This is a genomic window from Rathayibacter sp. AY1B7 (assembly GCF_002932735.1).
Classification (GTDB): Bacteria; Actinomycetota; Actinomycetes; order Actinomycetales; family Microbacteriaceae; genus Rathayibacter.
This window is the reverse complement of record NZ_PSWK01000001.1, coordinates 73,436-90,432: the sequence shown is the minus strand read 5'-3', so window position 1 is coordinate 90,432 and position 16,997 is coordinate 73,436. Positions and strand designations below refer to the sequence as shown.

The window sequence follows — 16,997 nt, the reverse complement described above, 5'->3', positions numbered from 1 at the left end:
CCTCCTTGATCGTGTCGTGCAGGAGATCGTCGGCGACGGGTGCCGCTGACGCGTTCGGGGGCGGGGGCGGCCGCGCGGGCCGCCCCCGGAGTGCTCAGCCGCAGGACGCGGCCGGGTGGGGCGCTCTCACCGTGGTCGTCACCGGCTCGCCGTCGAGGGTGGCGGTCGCGGTCACGACCACCTCGGCGGCGGGGACCGAGGCCGCCCGCGTGGTGAAGGCGTGGCTCGTCGTGGCGCCGGGTGCGAGCGCGGCGACCGTCTTCGTGCCGGAGGCTCTCTCCATCCGGAGGGCGACGGGCACGTCGTCGGCGTTGGTCGCCCGCACGGTCACGACGACCTTCCCCGCAATGCAGCGGGTCGCGGCGGCGGCGGTCACATCGAGCGACGCCTCCTTCAGCGTCCCGAGGCGGGCCAGCTGGTAGCTGAGCGCGCGCTCCGGGGCGTCGATCTGGTTCTGCGTTCCCGCGGTACCGACCGCCTGCGCCTTCGCGAGGACCGACTGGAGGTCGGACCAGGCGTCGGCCGGGTAGTCGTCGGAGCGGAGCGTCGCCGCGTGAGCGACGGCCGCGTCGAGCTGCGAGCGGTCGAGCGCCTTCCCCTCCGAGGAGAGGGTGTCGCTCAGGAGGAACTCGTCGACGTCGACGTGGCCGCCGGCGGTCTTCGTCGCGTAGCTGAACAGCCCGAGGCGGTGGCCCATGAAGTGCGTGAGCTGACCGTCGAGGGTCTGCGGGCCGACGCGGCTGCCGAGCTTCGTCCAGCTCGTCCCGTCGAGGCTGTACGAGAAGGTCGTCCAGAGCTGTCCGGCCGGGGCCGAGAGCTCGAGGTCGGCCTTCAGGCGCACCTGCGAGGCGTCGCCGAGGGCGGCGGTGGTGCCGGGGAGGAAGGACTCCACGGCCGCCTGATCGAACGTGGTCGCGAACGGCTGGCTGCGGTTCACGACGCCGACGGTGGTGACGCCGTCCACGCGCTTGACCGCGACGTAGGAGAAGCCGCGGTTGTAGGCCGCGAGGCCGGCGACGTCGCCGTCCTTCATCCCGGAGACGTCGAACGCCGCCTCCGCCGACTGCTTCGGAGCCACGATGCGCTGGGAGAGCGTGTTGCGCGCCTCCTCCAGGTACGTCATCTCGGGCGAGCCCGAGAGACGCGTGTGCGCGGCCGTTCCGCTGAGCACCTTCCCGTTGGTGAGGCGGAGCCAGCCCTCGCGCTCGGTCAGCGACCAGTAGCGGTTGTCGGGGGCGTGGTTCCACTGCCAGGGGAGGGCGAGGGTCGAGCCGTTCGGCTCGATCTCGGCGGCCGTCGGGCGCTCGAGGGTGGGAGCGGCGCCGACGAGCGAGACGTCGTCGAGCAGGTACTCGGTGCTCGAGGACGCCGGCTGCGGATTGCCCCACGGCGTCTCGACGGCGAACTTCACGCTGCCGACGTTCGCGGTCTCGGGCACCGTGTAGGTCCCCGTGATCGTCGTCCACTGCCCCTGCGTGACGGCGGCGGAGGCCATCGTCACGGGTCCCGCGCCGAAGTCGGCGCAGAGGTTGAAGCGGACCGACGCGGGGCCGGTCGTGTACTTCACCTTCGCGGACACGGTGTAGGTCACGCCGCGCTGCAGCTTGTTCGCCAGCACCTGGCTCGGGCCGGAGCCGTTGAGCGTGCGGGTGCCCACGCGGAGCGCGGCGGTGCCGGACGCCGGGTCGGTCGTGTCGGCCGACAGCGTCGCGCCGAACTGGCCTGCCCACGGCGCCGTCCCCGACTCCGCTCCCGGGTTCTGGAGCAGCTGCACGCCGAGCAGCGACGCGTCGTAGGCGGGCGCGGGCGGGATCGTCCACGACTCGTCCTGGTAGGCCTTCGCCGGGGCGTCGTTGTCGAAGTCGTCCGAGACGACGATGCTCTTCTGCCGCTCGAACAGCTCCTCCTCGGGGCTGAGGCGGATCGGCTTCGGGAAGCTCCCGCCCACCGGCACCGAGCCGTTCGTCCCGAACGTCGGCCAGCCGTCCTTCCACGTCGCCGGGATGAGCCCGGGGATGCGGCCGGTCGGGAAGCTGTCGCGGAAGAACATGCCGTGCCAGGCGGTCGAGCCGTCCTCCTTCGCGATCGGCACGAGGCTCCCCTGGGCGAACCCGCTGGAGTTCAGCACGCCCCTGCCCTCGTAGGGGTTGCTGCCGTCGGCGGTCGCGTAGCGGCCCAGCAGCTCGGACGAGCGGAACAGCGCCACCTGGCGGCCCTGGCCCGAGGGCCAGGTGATGATGACGATGTAGTACTGCCCGTCGATGTACTGCACCTGCGCGCCCTCGAACAGGCCGCCGAGGTAGCCGGCTCCCGGGTAGTCCGAGGTGCGGAGGATGTTCGGGTACTCGGCGACGACGGTCGTCAGGTCCTCGCTCAGCTTCACGGCGCTGGTGGATCCGGAGCCGTAGAAGATGTACGGCGTGCCGCCGTCCGCGTCGTCGAAGAAGAGCGACGGGTCGTGGAAGGCGCGGCCGAGGGCTGTGCGGGTCCAGGCTCCGTCCTCGATGTCGTCGGTCGAGTAGAGGTAGGAGCCGCCGAGGTTGTTGGTGTTGAAGACCGCGTAGTAGCGGCCGTCGTGGTACCGCAGCGACGAGGCCCACTGGCCGTTGCCGTAGGAGTTCTGCCCGTTGCGGAGCGAGAAGCGGTCGCCGATCTCGAGCCGGTCGAAGACGTAGTTGACGATCTCCCAGTTGACGAGGTCGTAGGACTTCATGATCGGGGCGCCCGGGCTCAGGTGCATCGTGGTGCTGATCATGTAGTAGATGTCGCGGCCCTCGTCGTTCTCGGCCGCGGGCACGCGCTCGACGCTGACGTCGGGCACGTCGGCGTTCAGCAGCGGCACGGAGTAGGTGCCGTCGCCGCGGTCCGTCGACGTGTAGGAGGCCTTCGGCGACCAGGCGCCGGCCGCGGTCGCCGGAGCCGCGCCGGAGGCGAGCAGGCCCGCCGCGAGGAGGGCGCCGATCGCCGTGGAGGCGACTGCGCGCATCGGGGTCATTCGAACAGCGACAGCGTCAGGACGGAGGAGTAGTCGCCGGGGGCGACGTCGGCCTCGGTCTTCAGGGTGAGGCCCGCGGACACGGTCCAGGACCCGTCCGTCGCGGTCTCCTGCGAGTCGAGCGACAGCGCGAGCAGCTCCTGGTCGAACAGGCCCACGGCGTCGGCACCCTCGTCGAGGATCGTGTCGACCGGGTCGCCCTCGGACACGAGGCCCGACTCGCCGCCGTCCACGAGGACCGGCGTCCAGCCGAGGTGGTCGGAGGAGATGTCCTCCTGGTCCGCGTCGCCGGTGAAGGCGCTCGCCGAGCCGAGGACGTACCAGCCGGCTCCGGCCGGGATCTCGTCGACGGTCCGGGTGTCCGTCACGGTCACGTCGGGCAGCTGCCCCGTGAAAGCGCGCACGGTCGGGGTGGAGCCCTCCTCGGCGAGCGTGGCGGAGGTGCCGTCGATCGACATCGAGAGGGCGCCGGGCTGCTCCAGCTCCTCGATGCTGACGTTCACGTCGACGTCGTCGGAGCCGTACTCGGTGTCGGCGGCCGCGGCCGCGGCGGCGACGCCGGACAGGAGCAGGCAGCCGGCGAGAGCTGCGCCCGAGCGGACGAGCCAGAGGGGTCGGGGGGTGCGTCGCGTGGACATGGTGTTCCTCACTCGATCGGCATCGTCGCCGATCAGGTCGAGCGCCGGACGGCGCGAAGTGGTGGCGCGGCCCGAGGCCGCGAGAGGACGGAGCGCGGCGCAGCCCGAGGGGCGTTCGGCCGCGCCTGGAGCGCAGGACGCGCGGAGAGCGGCGGACGGCTCGTGCGCGGCGGCTTCCACAGCGTGGCCACGCGAGCTCCAGCTCTCGACCCCCTCAGCACTGAGGGGAGAAAGGCTGCCCGACACTCGTCTCTCTCGACTGCTGAGCTTTCCCTCAGCTAGTCTTGCGGGCAATGTTACCGGGAACATTCCCGATTGCAAGGACGTGTTCTCAACCGTCCGGAGCAGCGCAGCGAGGCGATCACCGCGTTCCGCCGCGGCCGGGCGGGGACGGCGGGAGGGGACGAGGATGTCCGCAGGGGCGGCGACGGCGGAGGCCGAGCAGGAGGTCGTGACGACGGAGTGCGCGGAGCGCTCGGGCGTCATCGGCGTGCTCCTGGGCGACTTCGAGCCGTTCGGCACGGAGGTGCTGCAGGGAGTGGCGACGGCGCTCCGGGGGACCCGGTTCGACCTCCTCGCCGGCAGCGGGGCGAGCCGCCGGGGCCGGGCGGGCTGGGAGCAGGAGTCCCTGCGGCGCCTCACCGAGGCGCACGTAGCGGGAGCGATCCTGGTGACTCCCTCCGGCGTGATCCCCTCGTCGGACCTGCCGCTCGTCGTCGTGGATCCGCTGACCGCGCAGACCGAGCTGCATTCGGTGGCGACCGACGACTTCGGCGGAGCGCAGCTGGCGACGAGCCACCTGATCGGGCTCGGCCATCGCCGCATCGGCTTCGTCGCGGGCCGCCCCGACCTGGAGTCGTCGCACCGGCGCGGCGCCGGCTACCAGCGGGCGCTCGCGGACGCCGGCCTCCCCTACGACCCCGCGCTCGTACGGGTCGGCTACTACCGGCACGACCCCTCCCTCGCCGCCGCCCACGAGCTGCTGCTGCTGCCCGACCGCCCGACGGCGGTCCTCGCCGCGAACGACGCCTCCGCCATCGCCGTGATCGAGGCGGCCCGGGCGCTGGGCCTCTCGGTGCCGGGGCAGCTGTCGGTCGTGGGCTACGACGACGTGCCCGACGCCTCCCGGGTGGTCCCCGCGCTCACGACGGTGAGGCAGCCGCTGCACCGCGTGGGGCGCGCGGCCGCCCGGGCGCTCCTGACGCTGATCGACGGCGGGAGCGTGGCCGAGCAGCACGTGCGGCTGCGCAACAAGCTCGTGCTCCGCGGGTCGACGGCGCCTCCCGCCGAGGGCCCGCCGTCCGGCTGACTCCTCCCCCTCCCCCAGCCGGCGGGAATACGCTCGGCGCATGAACCAGCAGCGCACTCCGGTCACGGTCACGGTCACGGGAGCGGGAGGCGCCATCGGCTACGCGCTCCTTTTCCGCATCGCCTCGGGTCAGCTCCTCGGGCCGGACGTCCCCGTCCGCCTGAACCTGCTCGAGATCCCCTCCGGCCTCCGCGCGGCCGCGGGCACGGCGCTCGAGCTGCAGGACGGCGCCTTCCCCCTCCTCCGCGGGATCGAGGCGACGGACGACCCGGCCGCGGCGTTCGACGGCGCGAGCGTCGCCCTCCTCGTGGGCGCCCGGCCGCGCAGCGCGGGCATGGAGCGCGCCGACCTGCTCGCCGCGAACGCGGGCATCTTCGGGCCCCAGGGCGCCGCGTTGAACGCGCACGCCGCCTCCGACATCCGCGTGCTGGTCGTCGGCAACCCGGCCAACACCAACGCCTGGATCGCGCGGCGCAGCGCCCCGGACATCCCCGCCGGCCGCTTCACCGCGATGACGCGCCTCGACCACAACCGGGCGGTCGCGCAGCTCGCCGCGAAGCTCGACGCCCCCGTCGACGCGATCGAGGGCGTCGCGATCTGGGGCAACCACTCCGCCTCGCAGTACCCCGACGCGACGCACGCCACCGTCGGCGGACGGCCGGTGCCCGAGCTGGTCGACGCGGAGTGGCTGCACACGGAGTTCGAGCCGCGGGTCGCCAAGCGCGGCGCCGAGATCATCGAGGTCCGCGGAGCCTCCTCGGCCGCGTCCGCCGCCTCCGCCGCGATCGATCACGTGCGCGACTGGGTCGACGGCACGTCGTGGACCTCGGCCGCCGTCGAGTCGGACGGCTCCTACGGGGTGGAGGAGGGGCTGATCTCCTCGTTCCCGGTCCGCTCCGTCGACGGCGAGTGGCGGATCATCGAGGGGCTCGAGATCGACGCGCACTCCCGCGCGCGGATCGACGAGTCCGTGCTCGAGCTGCGCGCCGAGCGCGACCAGGCGCTGGCGTTCCTCGCGTCCTGACGCGCCCCTCCCCGTCCTGTCGCCACGGGATGCCACTCCGGTGCGCCTCGCGCGACGTGTCGCGTACCGGAGCGGCATCTCGAGGAGGGGCTCAGCGGCGCTTCTCCGGAGTGGGGAGGGTGCCGGAGGCGCGGGCGGCCTCGTACCAGGCGTGCGCCTCCTCCTGGCGCTCCGCCTCGGCGCCGGTCGCGATCGCCGCGCGCACGTGCTCGGGCCCGTAGCCGAACGACGCGACCAGGTCGGCGGCGTGCGGGCGGATGCGGGCGAGCAGCCGGTCGATGTAGGACGTCACCGCGACCGCTCGCTGCGACGACAGGCGCCCGTGGATGAGGTACCAGTCGAGGTGCTTCTCGATCAGGCCCAGGCCGAACAGGTCGCGGAGCCAGGTGAGGACGGTGCGCGTGCCCGCGTCCTCGACGCCGGCGAGCGCCTCCGTGAACGCCTCCCACTGCAGCAGCTCGGCGTGGGCGCGCGCCGCCTCGATGAGCTCGCTCTGGTGCGCGTTGAACAGGCGGGCCGCCTCGTCGGAGGGCAGCTTCGACGCCGGGCGCAGCCGTGAGGCGATCCCCGCGACCATGCTCTCGACGCGGCCGGTGAGCAGCTCGCGCTGGTCCTCCCGCAGCTGGCCGACCGAGCGGGCCGTCGATCCGCGATCGGCGACGACCTGGGCCAGACGGCGCAGACCCGAGTTGTCGACGGTCGCCCCCGCGACCTGCGAGGCGGCGTACCGCGCGAGCTCCGCGGGCTGGGCGCCCTTGAAGCGGCGTCCGACGTCGGTCAGCAGGCGCTTGGCGACCAGCTGGAGGAGCACGGTGTTGTCGCCCTCGAAGGTCGCGTACACGTCGAGGTCGGCGCGCAGCTGCGTGAGCCGGTTCTCCGCGAGGAAGCCCGCGCCTCCGCAGGCCTCGCGCGCCTCCTGCAGCGTGTCGAGAGCGTGCCAGGTCGAGAGCGCCTTCAGCCCCGCGGCGAGGGTCTCGAGGTCCTGCCGCGACTGCTCGGTGTCGTTCGCGCCGGAGAAGACCTCGTCGAACGCCGTCAGCAGCTTCTCGTGCGCGAAGGCGGCGGCGTAGGTGGTGGCCAGGCGCGGCAGGAGGCGGCGCTGGTGCCGCTGGTAGTCGAGCAGCACCTCCTCCCGCTCGCCGCCGCCGGTGAACTGGCGGCGCTGGTCGCCGTAGGTGACGGCGACCGTCAGCGCGATCTTCGCCGCGGCGACCGAGGCTCCGTCGAGCGAGACGCGGCCCTGCACCAGGGTGCCGAGCATGGTGAAGAAGCGGCGGCCCGGGCTCGCGATCGGCGAGGAGTAGGTGCCGTCGGCGGCGACGTCGCCGTAGCGGTTCAGCAGGTTCTCGCGCGGGACGCGGACCCCGTCGAAGTGGAGGCGGCCGTTGTCGATCCCGTTCAGACCGCCCTTGAGGCCGTCGTCCTCCCCGCCGACGCCGGGCAGGAACGCGCCCTGCTCGTCGCGGATCGGGACGAAGAAGGCGTGGACGCCGTGGTTCACCCCTTGGGTGACCAGCTGCGCGAAGACGACCGCCGCGCGCCCGTCCACCGCCGCGTTGCCGAGGTAGTCCTTCCAGGCCGCGCGGAACGGCGTCCGCAGCACGAACTCGCCGTCCTCGTAGGTGGCGGTCGTGGCGATCGACGCGACGTCGGAGCCGTGCCCGGTCTCGGTCATCGCGAAGGCGCCCGGGATCTCGAGGCTCATGATCCCCGGCAGCCACTTCTCGTGGTGCGGGCGGGTGCCCAGGTGCAGGACCGCGGCGCCGAAGAGCCCCCACTGCACGCCGGACTTGATCTGCAGGGAGGGGTCGGCGGTGACCAGCTCCTCGAAGCCGGCGATGTTGCCGCCGTGGTCGGCCTCGCCGCCGAGGTCGACCGGGAAGGCGCGGTGCACGCCGCCCTCGGCCGCGAGCACGCGCATCTGCTCCGAGACGCGGAGGCGGTGCTCCTTCATCGGGAGGCCGTCGGTGCGGTGCAGCTCGGGGCGGGCGGTCAGGGCGCGGCTGGCGAGGCGCTGCTCGCGCCAGGCGCCGAGGAGGGTCTCGCCGAGGGCGGCGACGTCGACGGAGGGGGCGCCGTCCTCGTCCAGGCGCGCGTCGACCTCGGAGCCGAGGGAGTCCACCGGCGGCGTGGGCGCGATCGAGCCCGAGCGGGAGCGCCGGGCCCGCGTGCGTCCGGTGGCCGCCCGGTCGGCGGCGTCGGCGGCGGAGCGGGGGTGGGGAGCGGTGCTGACCATGGTGTTCGTGTCCCTTCGACCGTCTGCGGTTCGGGCCGCTCCCGGTGCGTCGTGCGCCGACGGGCGCGGCAGCGGAGGCGGTCCTCGCACGGTAGGTCGCGCGGCGGCGCGGCGGAAACGTTCCGTCGCCCGGGCACAAACGGCGCCGGGCGGAGGCGGAAGCGCGTTGTCGGAACCGACCAGGCGGAGGCGGGGCGCCTCGTCTGTGCGCTGGACGGGCTGTCCCTGCCGACGGGAGCGGAGGAGGGGGCGGCTCGTCCGTGTGCTGAACGGGCTGTCCCTGCGGGCTGCTTCTGCGGAGGAGGGACGCCGCACCGGAGGCCGCCTCGCTAGTCTCTCGGCATGAGCGAGCCGCCGCTGCCTCCCCCTCCGCCCGCCCGACACCCGGCGGCCGGGCCGCCCGCGGACGTCGCGGCAGCGCCTCCCCGGACTCCGGGTGCGCCGCCCGTGGACGTCGCGGCCGCGCCTCCCGCGCCTCCGGCCGCGCCGGGATCCGGGGTGCCGCATCGGCGCCCGGTCCGCGTCTGGGACCTGGTGCTGACGATCGTGCTGATCCTCGTGGCCTCCGCGGTGACGCTGCTGCTGTCGTTCTTCGGGCTGTTCTTCGCGATGGCCAGCGACTCGTGCGGCGGATCGAACGCCTGCGACATCGGCCTGATCGAGGGCGGGATGGTCCTCGCCGCGGGAGGAGTGTGGGTGCCGTTCCTCGCGGCGCTGGTCGTCTCGATCGTGCTGCTGGTGCGGCGGCGCATCGCGTTCTGGGTGCCGGTGGCGGGCCTCGCGGTGTCGTTCTGCTGCACGCTGCTCGGCGGGTGGATGGCGTCGACGGGCGCGAACGGCTGAGGGCGCTCGCCGGCGCCTCGGACCGAGGACGCTCGCGTCGGTGACGAGGTGGGCACGATCGTCGACGCGGAGCCCGGAACACGATCGCCCGCGCCGGCGCCCGCCTCCGTCGCGGGTGGTGAACCGCGCGCCTCAGCGACGGATCAGTAGCTGTCCCAGCCGGGCTCCCAGTCGGGCTCGTCCGGCGGCACCCAGTCGTCCTCCGGCGGCTGAGCGGCGGACACCGGCGGACCGGACGACTCGCGGCCGAACGAGGGCTTCGCCCCTTGCGAGCGGGACGACCCGCCACGGGCGGCCGGCGCGCGGCGGGGAGCGGGAGCCTCCTCACCGGGTTCCGGGACGGCGATCTCGGGGCTCTCCCCCGCGACGACGGCGAGAACGGCCTCGCCGTAGGTGAGCAGCTTCTTCTGGCCGACGCCGCCGATGATGCTGAGCGCGTCCATCGTCGCCGGCTCGGCGGTCGCGATCTCGCGGAGGGTCGCGTCGTTGAAGACGATGTAGGCCGGGACCGCCTGCGCGCGGGCCTGCGCGGCGCGCCACTCCCGGAGCCGCTCGAACAGCGGCTGAGCCTCACCCGACAGCTCGGCCACGGTGGACCGTCCGGAGCGGGAGGATCCGCTGGAGCGGGCCGGCTTCTCCGGCTCCTGCCGCAGCTCGACCTTCCGCTCGCCGCTGAGGACGGAGCCGGACGCGGGCGTGAGCACGAGCGTGCCGAAGCCGTCGTCGTTCACGCCGAGAAGGCCCTGCGCGAGGAGCTGGCGAGCGACTCCGCGCCACTGGGTGTCGCTGAGCTCGGCGCCGATGCCCCAGGTGGCGAGGCCGTCGTGCTGGTGCTGGGTGGTGCGCGGCGTGGTCTTGCCGCGGAGGACGTCGATGATGTGACCGGCGCCGAACTGCTGGTTGTGCTCCCGCTTGAGGCGGACGACCGTCGACAGGAACTTCTGCGCCGCGACCGTGCCGTCCCAGGAGGCGGGCGGCTCGAGGCAGGTGTCGCAGTTGCCGCAGGCGGTGCTCTCCTGGCCGAAGTAGGCGAGCAGGTTCACGCGGCGGCACTGGACCGTCTCGGAGAGCGCGAGCATCGCGTCCAGGTGCGCGGACATCCGCCGACGGTGCGCCAGGTCTCCCGGCGACTCGTCGATCATCCGGCGCTGCTGCACCACGTCCTGCAGGCCGTAGGCGAGCCAGGCGGTGGACGGCAGTCCGTCGCGGCCGGCGCGACCCGTCTCCTGGTAGTAGCCCTCGACCGACTTGGGCAGGTCGATGTGCGCGACGAACCGCACGTCCGGCTTGTCGATCCCCATGCCGAAGGCGATGGTCGCGCAGACGATGACGCCCTCCTCGCGGAGGAACCGCGACTGGGCGGCGGCGCGCACCCGCGAGTCGAGGCCCGCGTGGTACGCGACGGCGTCGAAGCCCGCCGAGCGCAGCGCCTCGGCCGTCGCCTCGACGCTCTTGCGGGAGAGGGCGTAGACGATGCCCGCGTCGTGCGCGTGCTCGCGCCGCAGGAAGTCGATCAGCTGCTTGCGCGGCTCGACCTTGTTGACGATCCGGTACTGGATGTTCGGGCGGTCGAAGCTCGAGACGAAGTGGCGGGCGGCGCCGAGGTGCAGGCGCGAGGTGATCTCGCGGTGCGTCGCCTCGGTGGCGGTCGCGGTGAGGGCGATGCGCGGGACGTCGGGCCAGCGCTCGGCGAGCTCGCCCAGTGCGAGGTAGTCGGGGCGGAAGTCGTGGCCCCACTGGCTGACGCAGTGGGCCTCGTCGATCGCGAAGAGGGCGATCCGGCCGCGGGCGAGGAACTGCTTCATGCCCTCGTTGCCCAGGCGCTCCGGGGCGACGTAGAGCAGGTCGAGCTCGCCGTCGAGGTAGGCGCGCTCGACGCGGCTGCGCTCGCCCGCGTCCTGGGTGGAGTTGAGGAACTCGGCGCGGACGCCGTTCGCGCGGAGGGCGTCGACCTGGTCCTGCATCAGCGCGATGAGCGGGGACACGACCACGCCGGTGCCGGGGCGCACGATGGCGGGGATCTGGTAGCAGAGCGACTTGCCGCCGCCGGTGGGCATCAGGACGACGGCGTCGCCGCCTCCGATGACCTGCTCGACGATGGCCTGCTGCTCGCCGCGGAAGGAGCCGTAGCCGAAGACCTTCTCGAGGATCGCCTGCGCCTCGGAGGATCCGGAGCCCGCAGCGCCGCTCGCCGCGTCGCTCCGGACGCCGCCGCGGGACTCCGCCGAGGGGTCGGCGAGCGGCGGGGCGGGGAGGGCTGTCGCGGTGGGCTCTGTCACCCGGGGAACTCTACCCGCCGCCTCCGACGCCGCCCCGGGGGTCCGGGGAACTGTGGAGAAGGGCCGCAGGGAGGGAGCTGGGGAGGCGGCTGCGGGGAGGTCGGGGGTCTTCTGCGGCGCCCGGATCAGAGGTCGGTGAGGGTGCGGGTGTCGCCGTCCCAGAAGCGGACGCCCGCGAGGCCGACGGTGAACGGCTCGCCGAGGAGGGGGACGGCGTCGCCGAGTTGCTCGGCGCGGAGGCGGCGCGAGACGCTGATGTGCGGCGTCCAGGCGTCCGGCAGCGAGGTGTCGACGCCGCCCGGCACGAGGCGCGTGGCCCGGTCGTGCAGAGCGTCGAGGGCGGGCGAGCGGACCACTCCCCAGGCGAGGACGAAGCGCCCGGCGTGCGGGAAGAGGAGGACGGCACCGAGGTCGGCCGTCGCCGGCAGCGGACCGAGCGCGCCCGGCTCCGGGGCGGTCAGCTCGGGCCCGGCGACCAGGGTGAGGTGCGGGCGGTTGCTGGCGGACGTGTGCAGTGCGAGGCTCGGGATGCCGGCCGCCTCGAGCGCCTCCCACTGGCTGCGGACGCGAGCCTCCGACTCCGGATCGAGGAGGACTTCGAGGCTGCGCATGTCCACATTCTGCCGCGGCTCCCGTGTGCGGGCCTTCGCGGGCGCGCGGCCACTCGCGGGTGCGCGCGGTCCTCGCCGGCTCCCGCGAGTGTGCAGGAGTCGTCGCACTCGAGCTCGAGTGCGACGACTTCCGCGCACTCGCGGAGGCGGTGACCGGGGGCGGGGAGCGGGGCGGAGACGGGGAGCGGGCGGGCACCGCCCACCCGCGCCCCGCCACCCGCGTCAGCCGATCGTCACGAGGGCGGCGAACAGCTCCGGCGCTCGGCGGTCGACGATCCGACCGCCGACGCGGATGCCGACCAGCGCGAAGACGGTGCCCAGCACGAGGGCGGCCGCCAGTCCGATCAGGCCGAAGGCCGGGTCGCCGCCGATGAGCGAGATCGCGCCGAGGACGATCGACGGGAGCGCCAGCAGACCGGTCGCGGCCATGCTCCCCAGCATCACGACGCTCGAGATCATCCCGGAGCCCGGCGGCGTCTTCAGCGGGCTGTCCCCCGGCCCGGGCACGGGGTAGACGACGAGCGACGAGGCGACGCTCGACACTCCGAACCCGCTGAGCACAAGGGCCAGCGCCATGCCCAGCACGGCCGGAATCGCGTCGGCGCGTCCCGCGTACAGCGCGGTGCCCACCGCCACCACGATCACGGCTGGGATGCCGATGATCGCGGCGGCGACGACGCGACCGGCGCGGTCGGCCGACCCCGTCACTCCGGAGCTGACGTGCGCCGCCCAGGCGGTGCCGTCGTACGACACGTCGGCGCAGAGGGTCACGCCGAAGATCAGGCCGACGAGCACGGCCGAGAGCAGCACGAAGGTGTCGCCGCCGCTGCCGATCGCGGAGTAGAACACGGCGAGGACGACGACGGCGGGGATGACGAGGAGCCCGCGGCTGTAGCGCGGGTCGCGCCACCAGTAGCCGAGGGCACGCGCGGCGACGGCGCCGGTCGGGGTGCCGGGGAAGCGCCCGAACAGGCCGAGGCCCGCGGATCCGGAGGCGGAGTGCGCGCCGGACGCGGCGGGCTCCGCGAGCGCGTGCCGCAGCGCCCGGGCCCACGCCCAGACGAGGACGGCCAGCGTCGCGAGCCCGATCAGCAGGCGCGCGATCGCCGCGACCCAGTCGCCCGAGACGACGGATCCGGGGACGGCCCAGATCGCGCCGAGCGGCGACCAGCCGAGGGCGCCCGCGATCACGGGCAGGACGTCCAGGCCGTCGCGGATCACGTTGGTCAGGCCGAAGAAGAGCGGTCCGAGCAGGATGACGACGACGAGCACGACGCCGCCGATCACCTCGCGGTAGCGGCGGCTCGAGCCCAGGCCCGTGGTGAGCGCGCCGATCAGGCGGGACGCGACCACGCAGGTCGCGACGCCGATCACCGCGGCGACGAGGCCGGGCAGGATGCCGATCGGACGGCTCCACCAGGCAGCCGCGGAGGCGAGCGCCCCGAGCGTGGTCACCACGCCGGGGATGCCCGCGAGGCCCGCGGCGGCGAGCCCGAGGAGGAGGGTCCGCAGCGGGATCGGGAAGGTCGCGAGGGTGGGCAGGTCGAGGCTCTGGTCGGAGCCGGACAGGAAGATCGGCCCGAGCACCCAGCCGAGGATCAGAGCGGATCCGCCGAGGACGATCGCGACGTTCGCGAACGCCGGGTCCGTGCCTCCGAGCGCGACCAGGCCGGCCGCGACCAGGCCGAGCACCGCGATCGCGTAGAGACCGCCGAGGATCACGCCGATCAGCTGCCACACGTTCCGCGTCAGCGAGTTGCGGAGCAGGAGCAGCCGCAGCCTCAGGAGATGCGCAACCATGCCGGTCCCTCCTGGTGGGTGCGGCCGCCGACCAGCTCGACGAAGCGCTCCTCGAGGCTGGAGCCGGCGCGGACCTCCTCGAGGGTGCCGGAGGCGAGCACGCGGCCGTCGGCGATGACGGCGACCCGGTCGCACATCCGCTCGACGAGGTCCATGGAGTGGGACGAGACGATGACCGTGCCGCCCGACGCGACGAAGCCGGTGAGGATGTCGCGGATGTTCGCCGCCGAGACCGGGTCGACCGACTCGAACGGCTCGTCGAGCACCAGGAGGCGCGGGGCGCGCACGAGCGCGCAGGCGAGCGCGATCTTCTTGGTCATGCCCGCGGAGTAGTCCACGACGAGCGTGCGGTCGGCCGGATCGAGGCCGAGCAGGGCGAGGAGGTCGTCGGTCCGCTCGACGACGACGGAGCGCTCGAGCCCGCAGAGCAGGCCGTAGTAGGTGACGAGCTGGAGACCGGTGAGGCGGTCGAACAGCTTGACGCCGTCGGCGAGGACGCCGATCAGCCGCTTCGCCTCGAGGGTGTCCTTCCAGACGTCGACCTCGTGGATCGTGACGACGCCGCTGTCGGGGCGGAGCAGGGCCGTGGCCATCGAGAGGGTCGTCGTCTTGCCCGCGCCGTTGGGGCCGACGAGCCCGAAGAAGGACCCGGCGGGGACGTCGAGGTCGATGTCCTTCACGGCCTCCTTGTCGCCGAAGCGCTTGCGGAGGCCGCGGATCCGCAGGGCGACCTCGCCGTGGCGGCCGGAGGCCTCGGGGGCGGCCCATGCGGGGGTCGCGGAGTCGGTGTGCGCGGAGTCGGTGTGCTCGGCAGCGGTGCCGTCGGCGGCGGTGCGCGCGGCGGGGCTCTCGGTGTCCGTGCCGTCCTGGGGAATGCCGGGGGGCGTCGTCCCGTCCATGTGTGTCCCTTCCGGGCCGCGGTGGGCGGCCGCTCCTCCACCCTAGGCAGGCGCTGCGGCCGGGGCATCCGTCCCGCGATGGAGTCGCGCTGAACGCGCGGGCGCGGCCCCGGCAGCTCGGCGGGGCGGGGCGGGAGCACGGCCGCCTACGCTGGCCCCATGCCCACGCTCCTCCTCGTCCGGCACGGACGCACCACCGCGAACACCGCGGGGATCCTCGCCGGACGCACCGCCGGAGTGCGGCTCGACGACGTCGGACGCACGCAGGCGGCGCGCACCGGGGAGCGGCTGGCGGCGGTCGAGCTCGCGACCGTGGTGTCGAGCCCGCTCGAGCGGTGCCGGCAGACCACGCGCTTCGTCCTCGAGCGGCAGACAGGATCGCCGGCGACGGTGATCGACAAGGGCATCACCGAGTGCGACTACGGCGACTGGTCGGGGCGCTCGCTGCGGGATCTCGCGACGGAGCCGCTCTGGGCGACGGTGCAGAACCAGCCCTCCGCGGTGGTGTTCCCCGGCGGCGAGGGGATGCTCGCGATGCAGGCCCGGGCCGTGTCCGCGATCCGCCGGCACGACGCGGCGGTCACGGAGGAGCACGGGGCCGGCGCGGTGTGGGCGGCGGTCAGCCACGGAGACACGATCAAGGCGATCCTCGCGGACGCGCTCGGCATGCACCTCGACCTGTTCCAGAGGCTCAGCGTCGGACCGGCGTCGGTGTCGATCATCCGCTACGGCGCGGGGCGGCCCGAGGTCGTCGCGATGAACACGGACGCCGGGGACCTGGGCTGGCTGCGGAAGGCGGCCCCCGTGGCGGACGCCGCCGTGGGTGGCGGGGCGGGGCACGAGTAGGCGCGGGTTCGGGAGGGCCGCTTCAGGGCTCGATCGAGCGGCAGGGATGCGGGTGCTCGGCGGCGGTGGATCTCGATGCGCCCGCTCCGCGGGGGGCTCGGTCAGCAGGAGGGGCGGGCCGCTCGATCGGCAGACCGCCCGAGGCCGACGCGCGCAGCCACTGCGGAGGCGGGCGCTCGTAGACTGGGGGCATGCCTCCGATCGTGCACGGATTCGACTGGCCCGATCGCGTCGTCGTGGGGACCGTCGGCTCACCCGGCTCGCGCTCCTTCTACCTCCAGGCCAAGACCGGGCCCCGCGTGGTCAGCGTCGGCCTCGAGAAGCAGCAGTCGGCCCTCCTCGCCGAGAAGATCGACGAGATCCTCGACCAGCTGATGACCGCCCAGGGCAACCCGGTCAGCGTCCCCGCCGGCACTCCCCCGGAGCTCGTCGACAACGACCCGCTCGACCAGCCCGTGGAGCCCGAGTTCCGCGTCGGCGGTCTCAGCCTCGGCTGGGACCCGTCCACCGCGCAGATCGTGATCGAGGCCTACCCGCTGACCGAGGCGGAGGACGACTCCGAGGAGGAGCCCGAGCCCACCGAGATGCTGCAGGTGAAGATCCCGGTCGGCACGGCGCGCGCCTTCGCGAAGCGAACCCTCGAGGTCGTCGGCGCCGGACGTCCGCTCTGCCCCCGCTGCGGCGAGCCGATGGATCCCGACGGGCACGACTGCCCGCTCGCATGAGCGACCCGGGCGGGCTCGACGGCGAGCTGGAGCTGGCCGGCCGGATCACGATCGCCTCGAACGCGACGTTCCTCGCGCAGCTCGGCGAGACGTCCGTCGTCTACAAGCCGATCTCGGGCGAGAAGCCGCTGTGGGACTTCCCGGACGGCGTGCTCGCGGGCCGCGAGGTCGCCGCCTACCTCGTCTCGGAGGCGCTCGGCTGGAACGTGGTGCCGCGCACGTGGCTCCGCGACGGTCCGCTCGGGCCGGGCATGGTCCAGCTCTGGCAGGACATCGATCCGGACCAGGACGCGGTCGACCTGGTGCCCGCCGACGCCGTGCCCGACGGATGGCGGCACGTCCTCGACGGCAGCGACGAGGAGGACCGCGACATCTCCCTCGTGCACGAGGACTCGACGGCGCTGCGCCGGATGGCCGTGTTCGACGTGGTCGCCAACAACGCGGACCGGAAGGGCGGGCACGTGCTCGCGCTGCCCGACGGCCACCGCTACGGGGTCGACCACGGCCTCACCTTCCACTCCGAGCACAAGCTGCGCACGGTCCTCTGGGGCTGGATCGGCGAACCGCTGCTCGAGGAGGAGCTGACGGCGCTGGCGCTCCTGCGCGCGCAGATCGACGGACCGCTCGGCGAGGCGCTCTCGGAGCTGCTCACCGAGGACGAGGTCGCCGCGTTCGCGAAGCGCTGCGAGCGGCTCGGCTCCTTCGGCCGCTTCCCAGGCCCGCGGGGCGGGATGCCCGCGGTGCCCTGGCCGCTGTTCTGAGCCGGGCGCGGTCGGAACTCAGGACGAACGC

At 73.8% G+C, this 16,997-nt stretch carries 13 protein-coding genes; 6 read left to right on the top strand and 7 right to left on the bottom strand.

Features of this window, described 5'->3' with window-relative positions; all coding sequences use genetic code 11:
• Positions 1-94 precede the first annotated feature (94 nt).
• Together C5C95_RS00360 and C5C95_RS00355 are read right to left on the bottom strand one after the other, a co-directional pair.
• Complete coding sequence (locus C5C95_RS00360; RefSeq protein ID WP_258072598.1) at positions 95-2,986, bottom strand: family 43 glycosylhydrolase; 2,892 nt, start codon at positions 2,984-2,986, stop codon at positions 95-97.
• Positions 2,987-2,991: 5 nt separating this feature from the next.
• Complete coding sequence (locus tag C5C95_RS00355; protein WP_104233676.1) at positions 2,992-3,633, bottom strand: hypothetical protein; 642 nt, start codon at positions 3,631-3,633, stop codon at positions 2,992-2,994.
• A 409-nt stretch (positions 3,634-4,042) separates the two neighbouring features.
• Between C5C95_RS00355 and C5C95_RS00350 the strand changes: the two genes are divergently transcribed.
• Together C5C95_RS00350 and C5C95_RS00345 are read left to right on the top strand one after the other, a co-directional pair.
• Positions 4,043-4,942: a LacI family DNA-binding transcriptional regulator gene (locus tag C5C95_RS00350; RefSeq protein ID WP_104226034.1), complete on the top strand. Its 900-nt coding sequence runs from the start codon at positions 4,043-4,045 to the stop codon at positions 4,940-4,942.
• Positions 4,943-4,982: 40 nt separating this feature from the next.
• Positions 4,983-5,966 carry a malate dehydrogenase gene (locus C5C95_RS00345; protein ID WP_104224379.1) on the top strand — a complete coding sequence of 328 codons (984 nt, stop codon included), beginning with the start codon at positions 4,983-4,985 and terminating at the stop codon, positions 5,964-5,966.
• Between the two features lie 91 nt (positions 5,967-6,057).
• Here C5C95_RS00345 and C5C95_RS00340 read toward each other — a convergent pair whose 3' ends face one another.
• Complete coding sequence (locus C5C95_RS00340; RefSeq protein ID WP_104261146.1) at positions 6,058-8,202, bottom strand: acyl-CoA dehydrogenase; 2,145 nt, start codon at positions 8,200-8,202, stop codon at positions 6,058-6,060.
• A gap of 342 nt (positions 8,203-8,544) precedes the next feature.
• On the opposite strand from C5C95_RS00340, the gene C5C95_RS00335 reads away from it, so the two are divergent.
• Positions 8,545-9,045, top strand: a complete 501-nt coding sequence (locus C5C95_RS00335) for a DUF6264 family protein (protein ID WP_219813061.1) — start codon at positions 8,545-8,547, stop codon at positions 9,043-9,045.
• 143 nt (positions 9,046-9,188) lie between these two features.
• On the opposite strand, the gene recQ is transcribed toward C5C95_RS00335, so the two are convergent.
• The 4 genes from recQ to C5C95_RS00315 all read right to left on the bottom strand — a co-directional run bounded on the left by recQ (position 9,189) and on the right by C5C95_RS00315 (position 14,634).
• Positions 9,189-11,324 (bottom strand): DNA helicase RecQ, encoded by a 2,136-nt coding sequence (gene recQ, locus C5C95_RS00330; RefSeq protein ID WP_104323546.1) that lies wholly within the window; start codon positions 11,322-11,324, stop codon positions 9,189-9,191.
• 125 nt (positions 11,325-11,449) lie between these two features.
• Positions 11,450-11,935 carry a 2'-5' RNA ligase family protein gene (locus C5C95_RS00325; RefSeq protein WP_104226039.1) on the bottom strand — a complete coding sequence of 162 codons (486 nt, stop codon included), beginning with the start codon at positions 11,933-11,935 and terminating at the stop codon, positions 11,450-11,452.
• Between the two features lie 222 nt (positions 11,936-12,157).
• Entirely contained in the window at positions 12,158-13,735 is a 1,578-nt protein-coding gene (locus tag C5C95_RS00320) for a transporter (protein ID WP_104323545.1), read from the bottom strand.
• Entirely contained in the window at positions 13,717-14,634 is a 918-nt protein-coding gene (locus C5C95_RS00315) for an ABC transporter ATP-binding protein (RefSeq protein ID WP_104225053.1), read from the bottom strand. Before C5C95_RS00315 ends, C5C95_RS00320 begins: the two co-directional genes overlap by 19 nt.
• Before the next feature lie 159 nt (positions 14,635-14,793).
• Between C5C95_RS00315 and C5C95_RS00310 the strand changes: the two genes are divergently transcribed.
• The 3 genes from C5C95_RS00310 to C5C95_RS00300 all read left to right on the top strand — a co-directional run bounded on the left by C5C95_RS00310 (position 14,794) and on the right by C5C95_RS00300 (position 16,966).
• Positions 14,794-15,480, top strand: coding sequence for a histidine phosphatase family protein (locus C5C95_RS00310; RefSeq protein ID WP_104262322.1), 687 nt, complete (start codon positions 14,794-14,796; stop codon positions 15,478-15,480).
• A 191-nt stretch (positions 15,481-15,671) separates the two neighbouring features.
• Positions 15,672-16,205 carry a DUF3090 domain-containing protein gene (locus tag C5C95_RS00305; protein WP_104225051.1) on the top strand — a complete coding sequence of 178 codons (534 nt, stop codon included), beginning with the start codon at positions 15,672-15,674 and terminating at the stop codon, positions 16,203-16,205.
• Positions 16,202-16,966 carry an SCO1664 family protein gene (locus tag C5C95_RS00300; protein ID WP_104226043.1) on the top strand — a complete coding sequence of 255 codons (765 nt, stop codon included), beginning with the start codon at positions 16,202-16,204 and terminating at the stop codon, positions 16,964-16,966. Before C5C95_RS00305 ends, C5C95_RS00300 begins: the two co-directional genes overlap by 4 nt.
• The last annotated feature ends 31 nt before the right edge of the window (positions 16,967-16,997 follow it).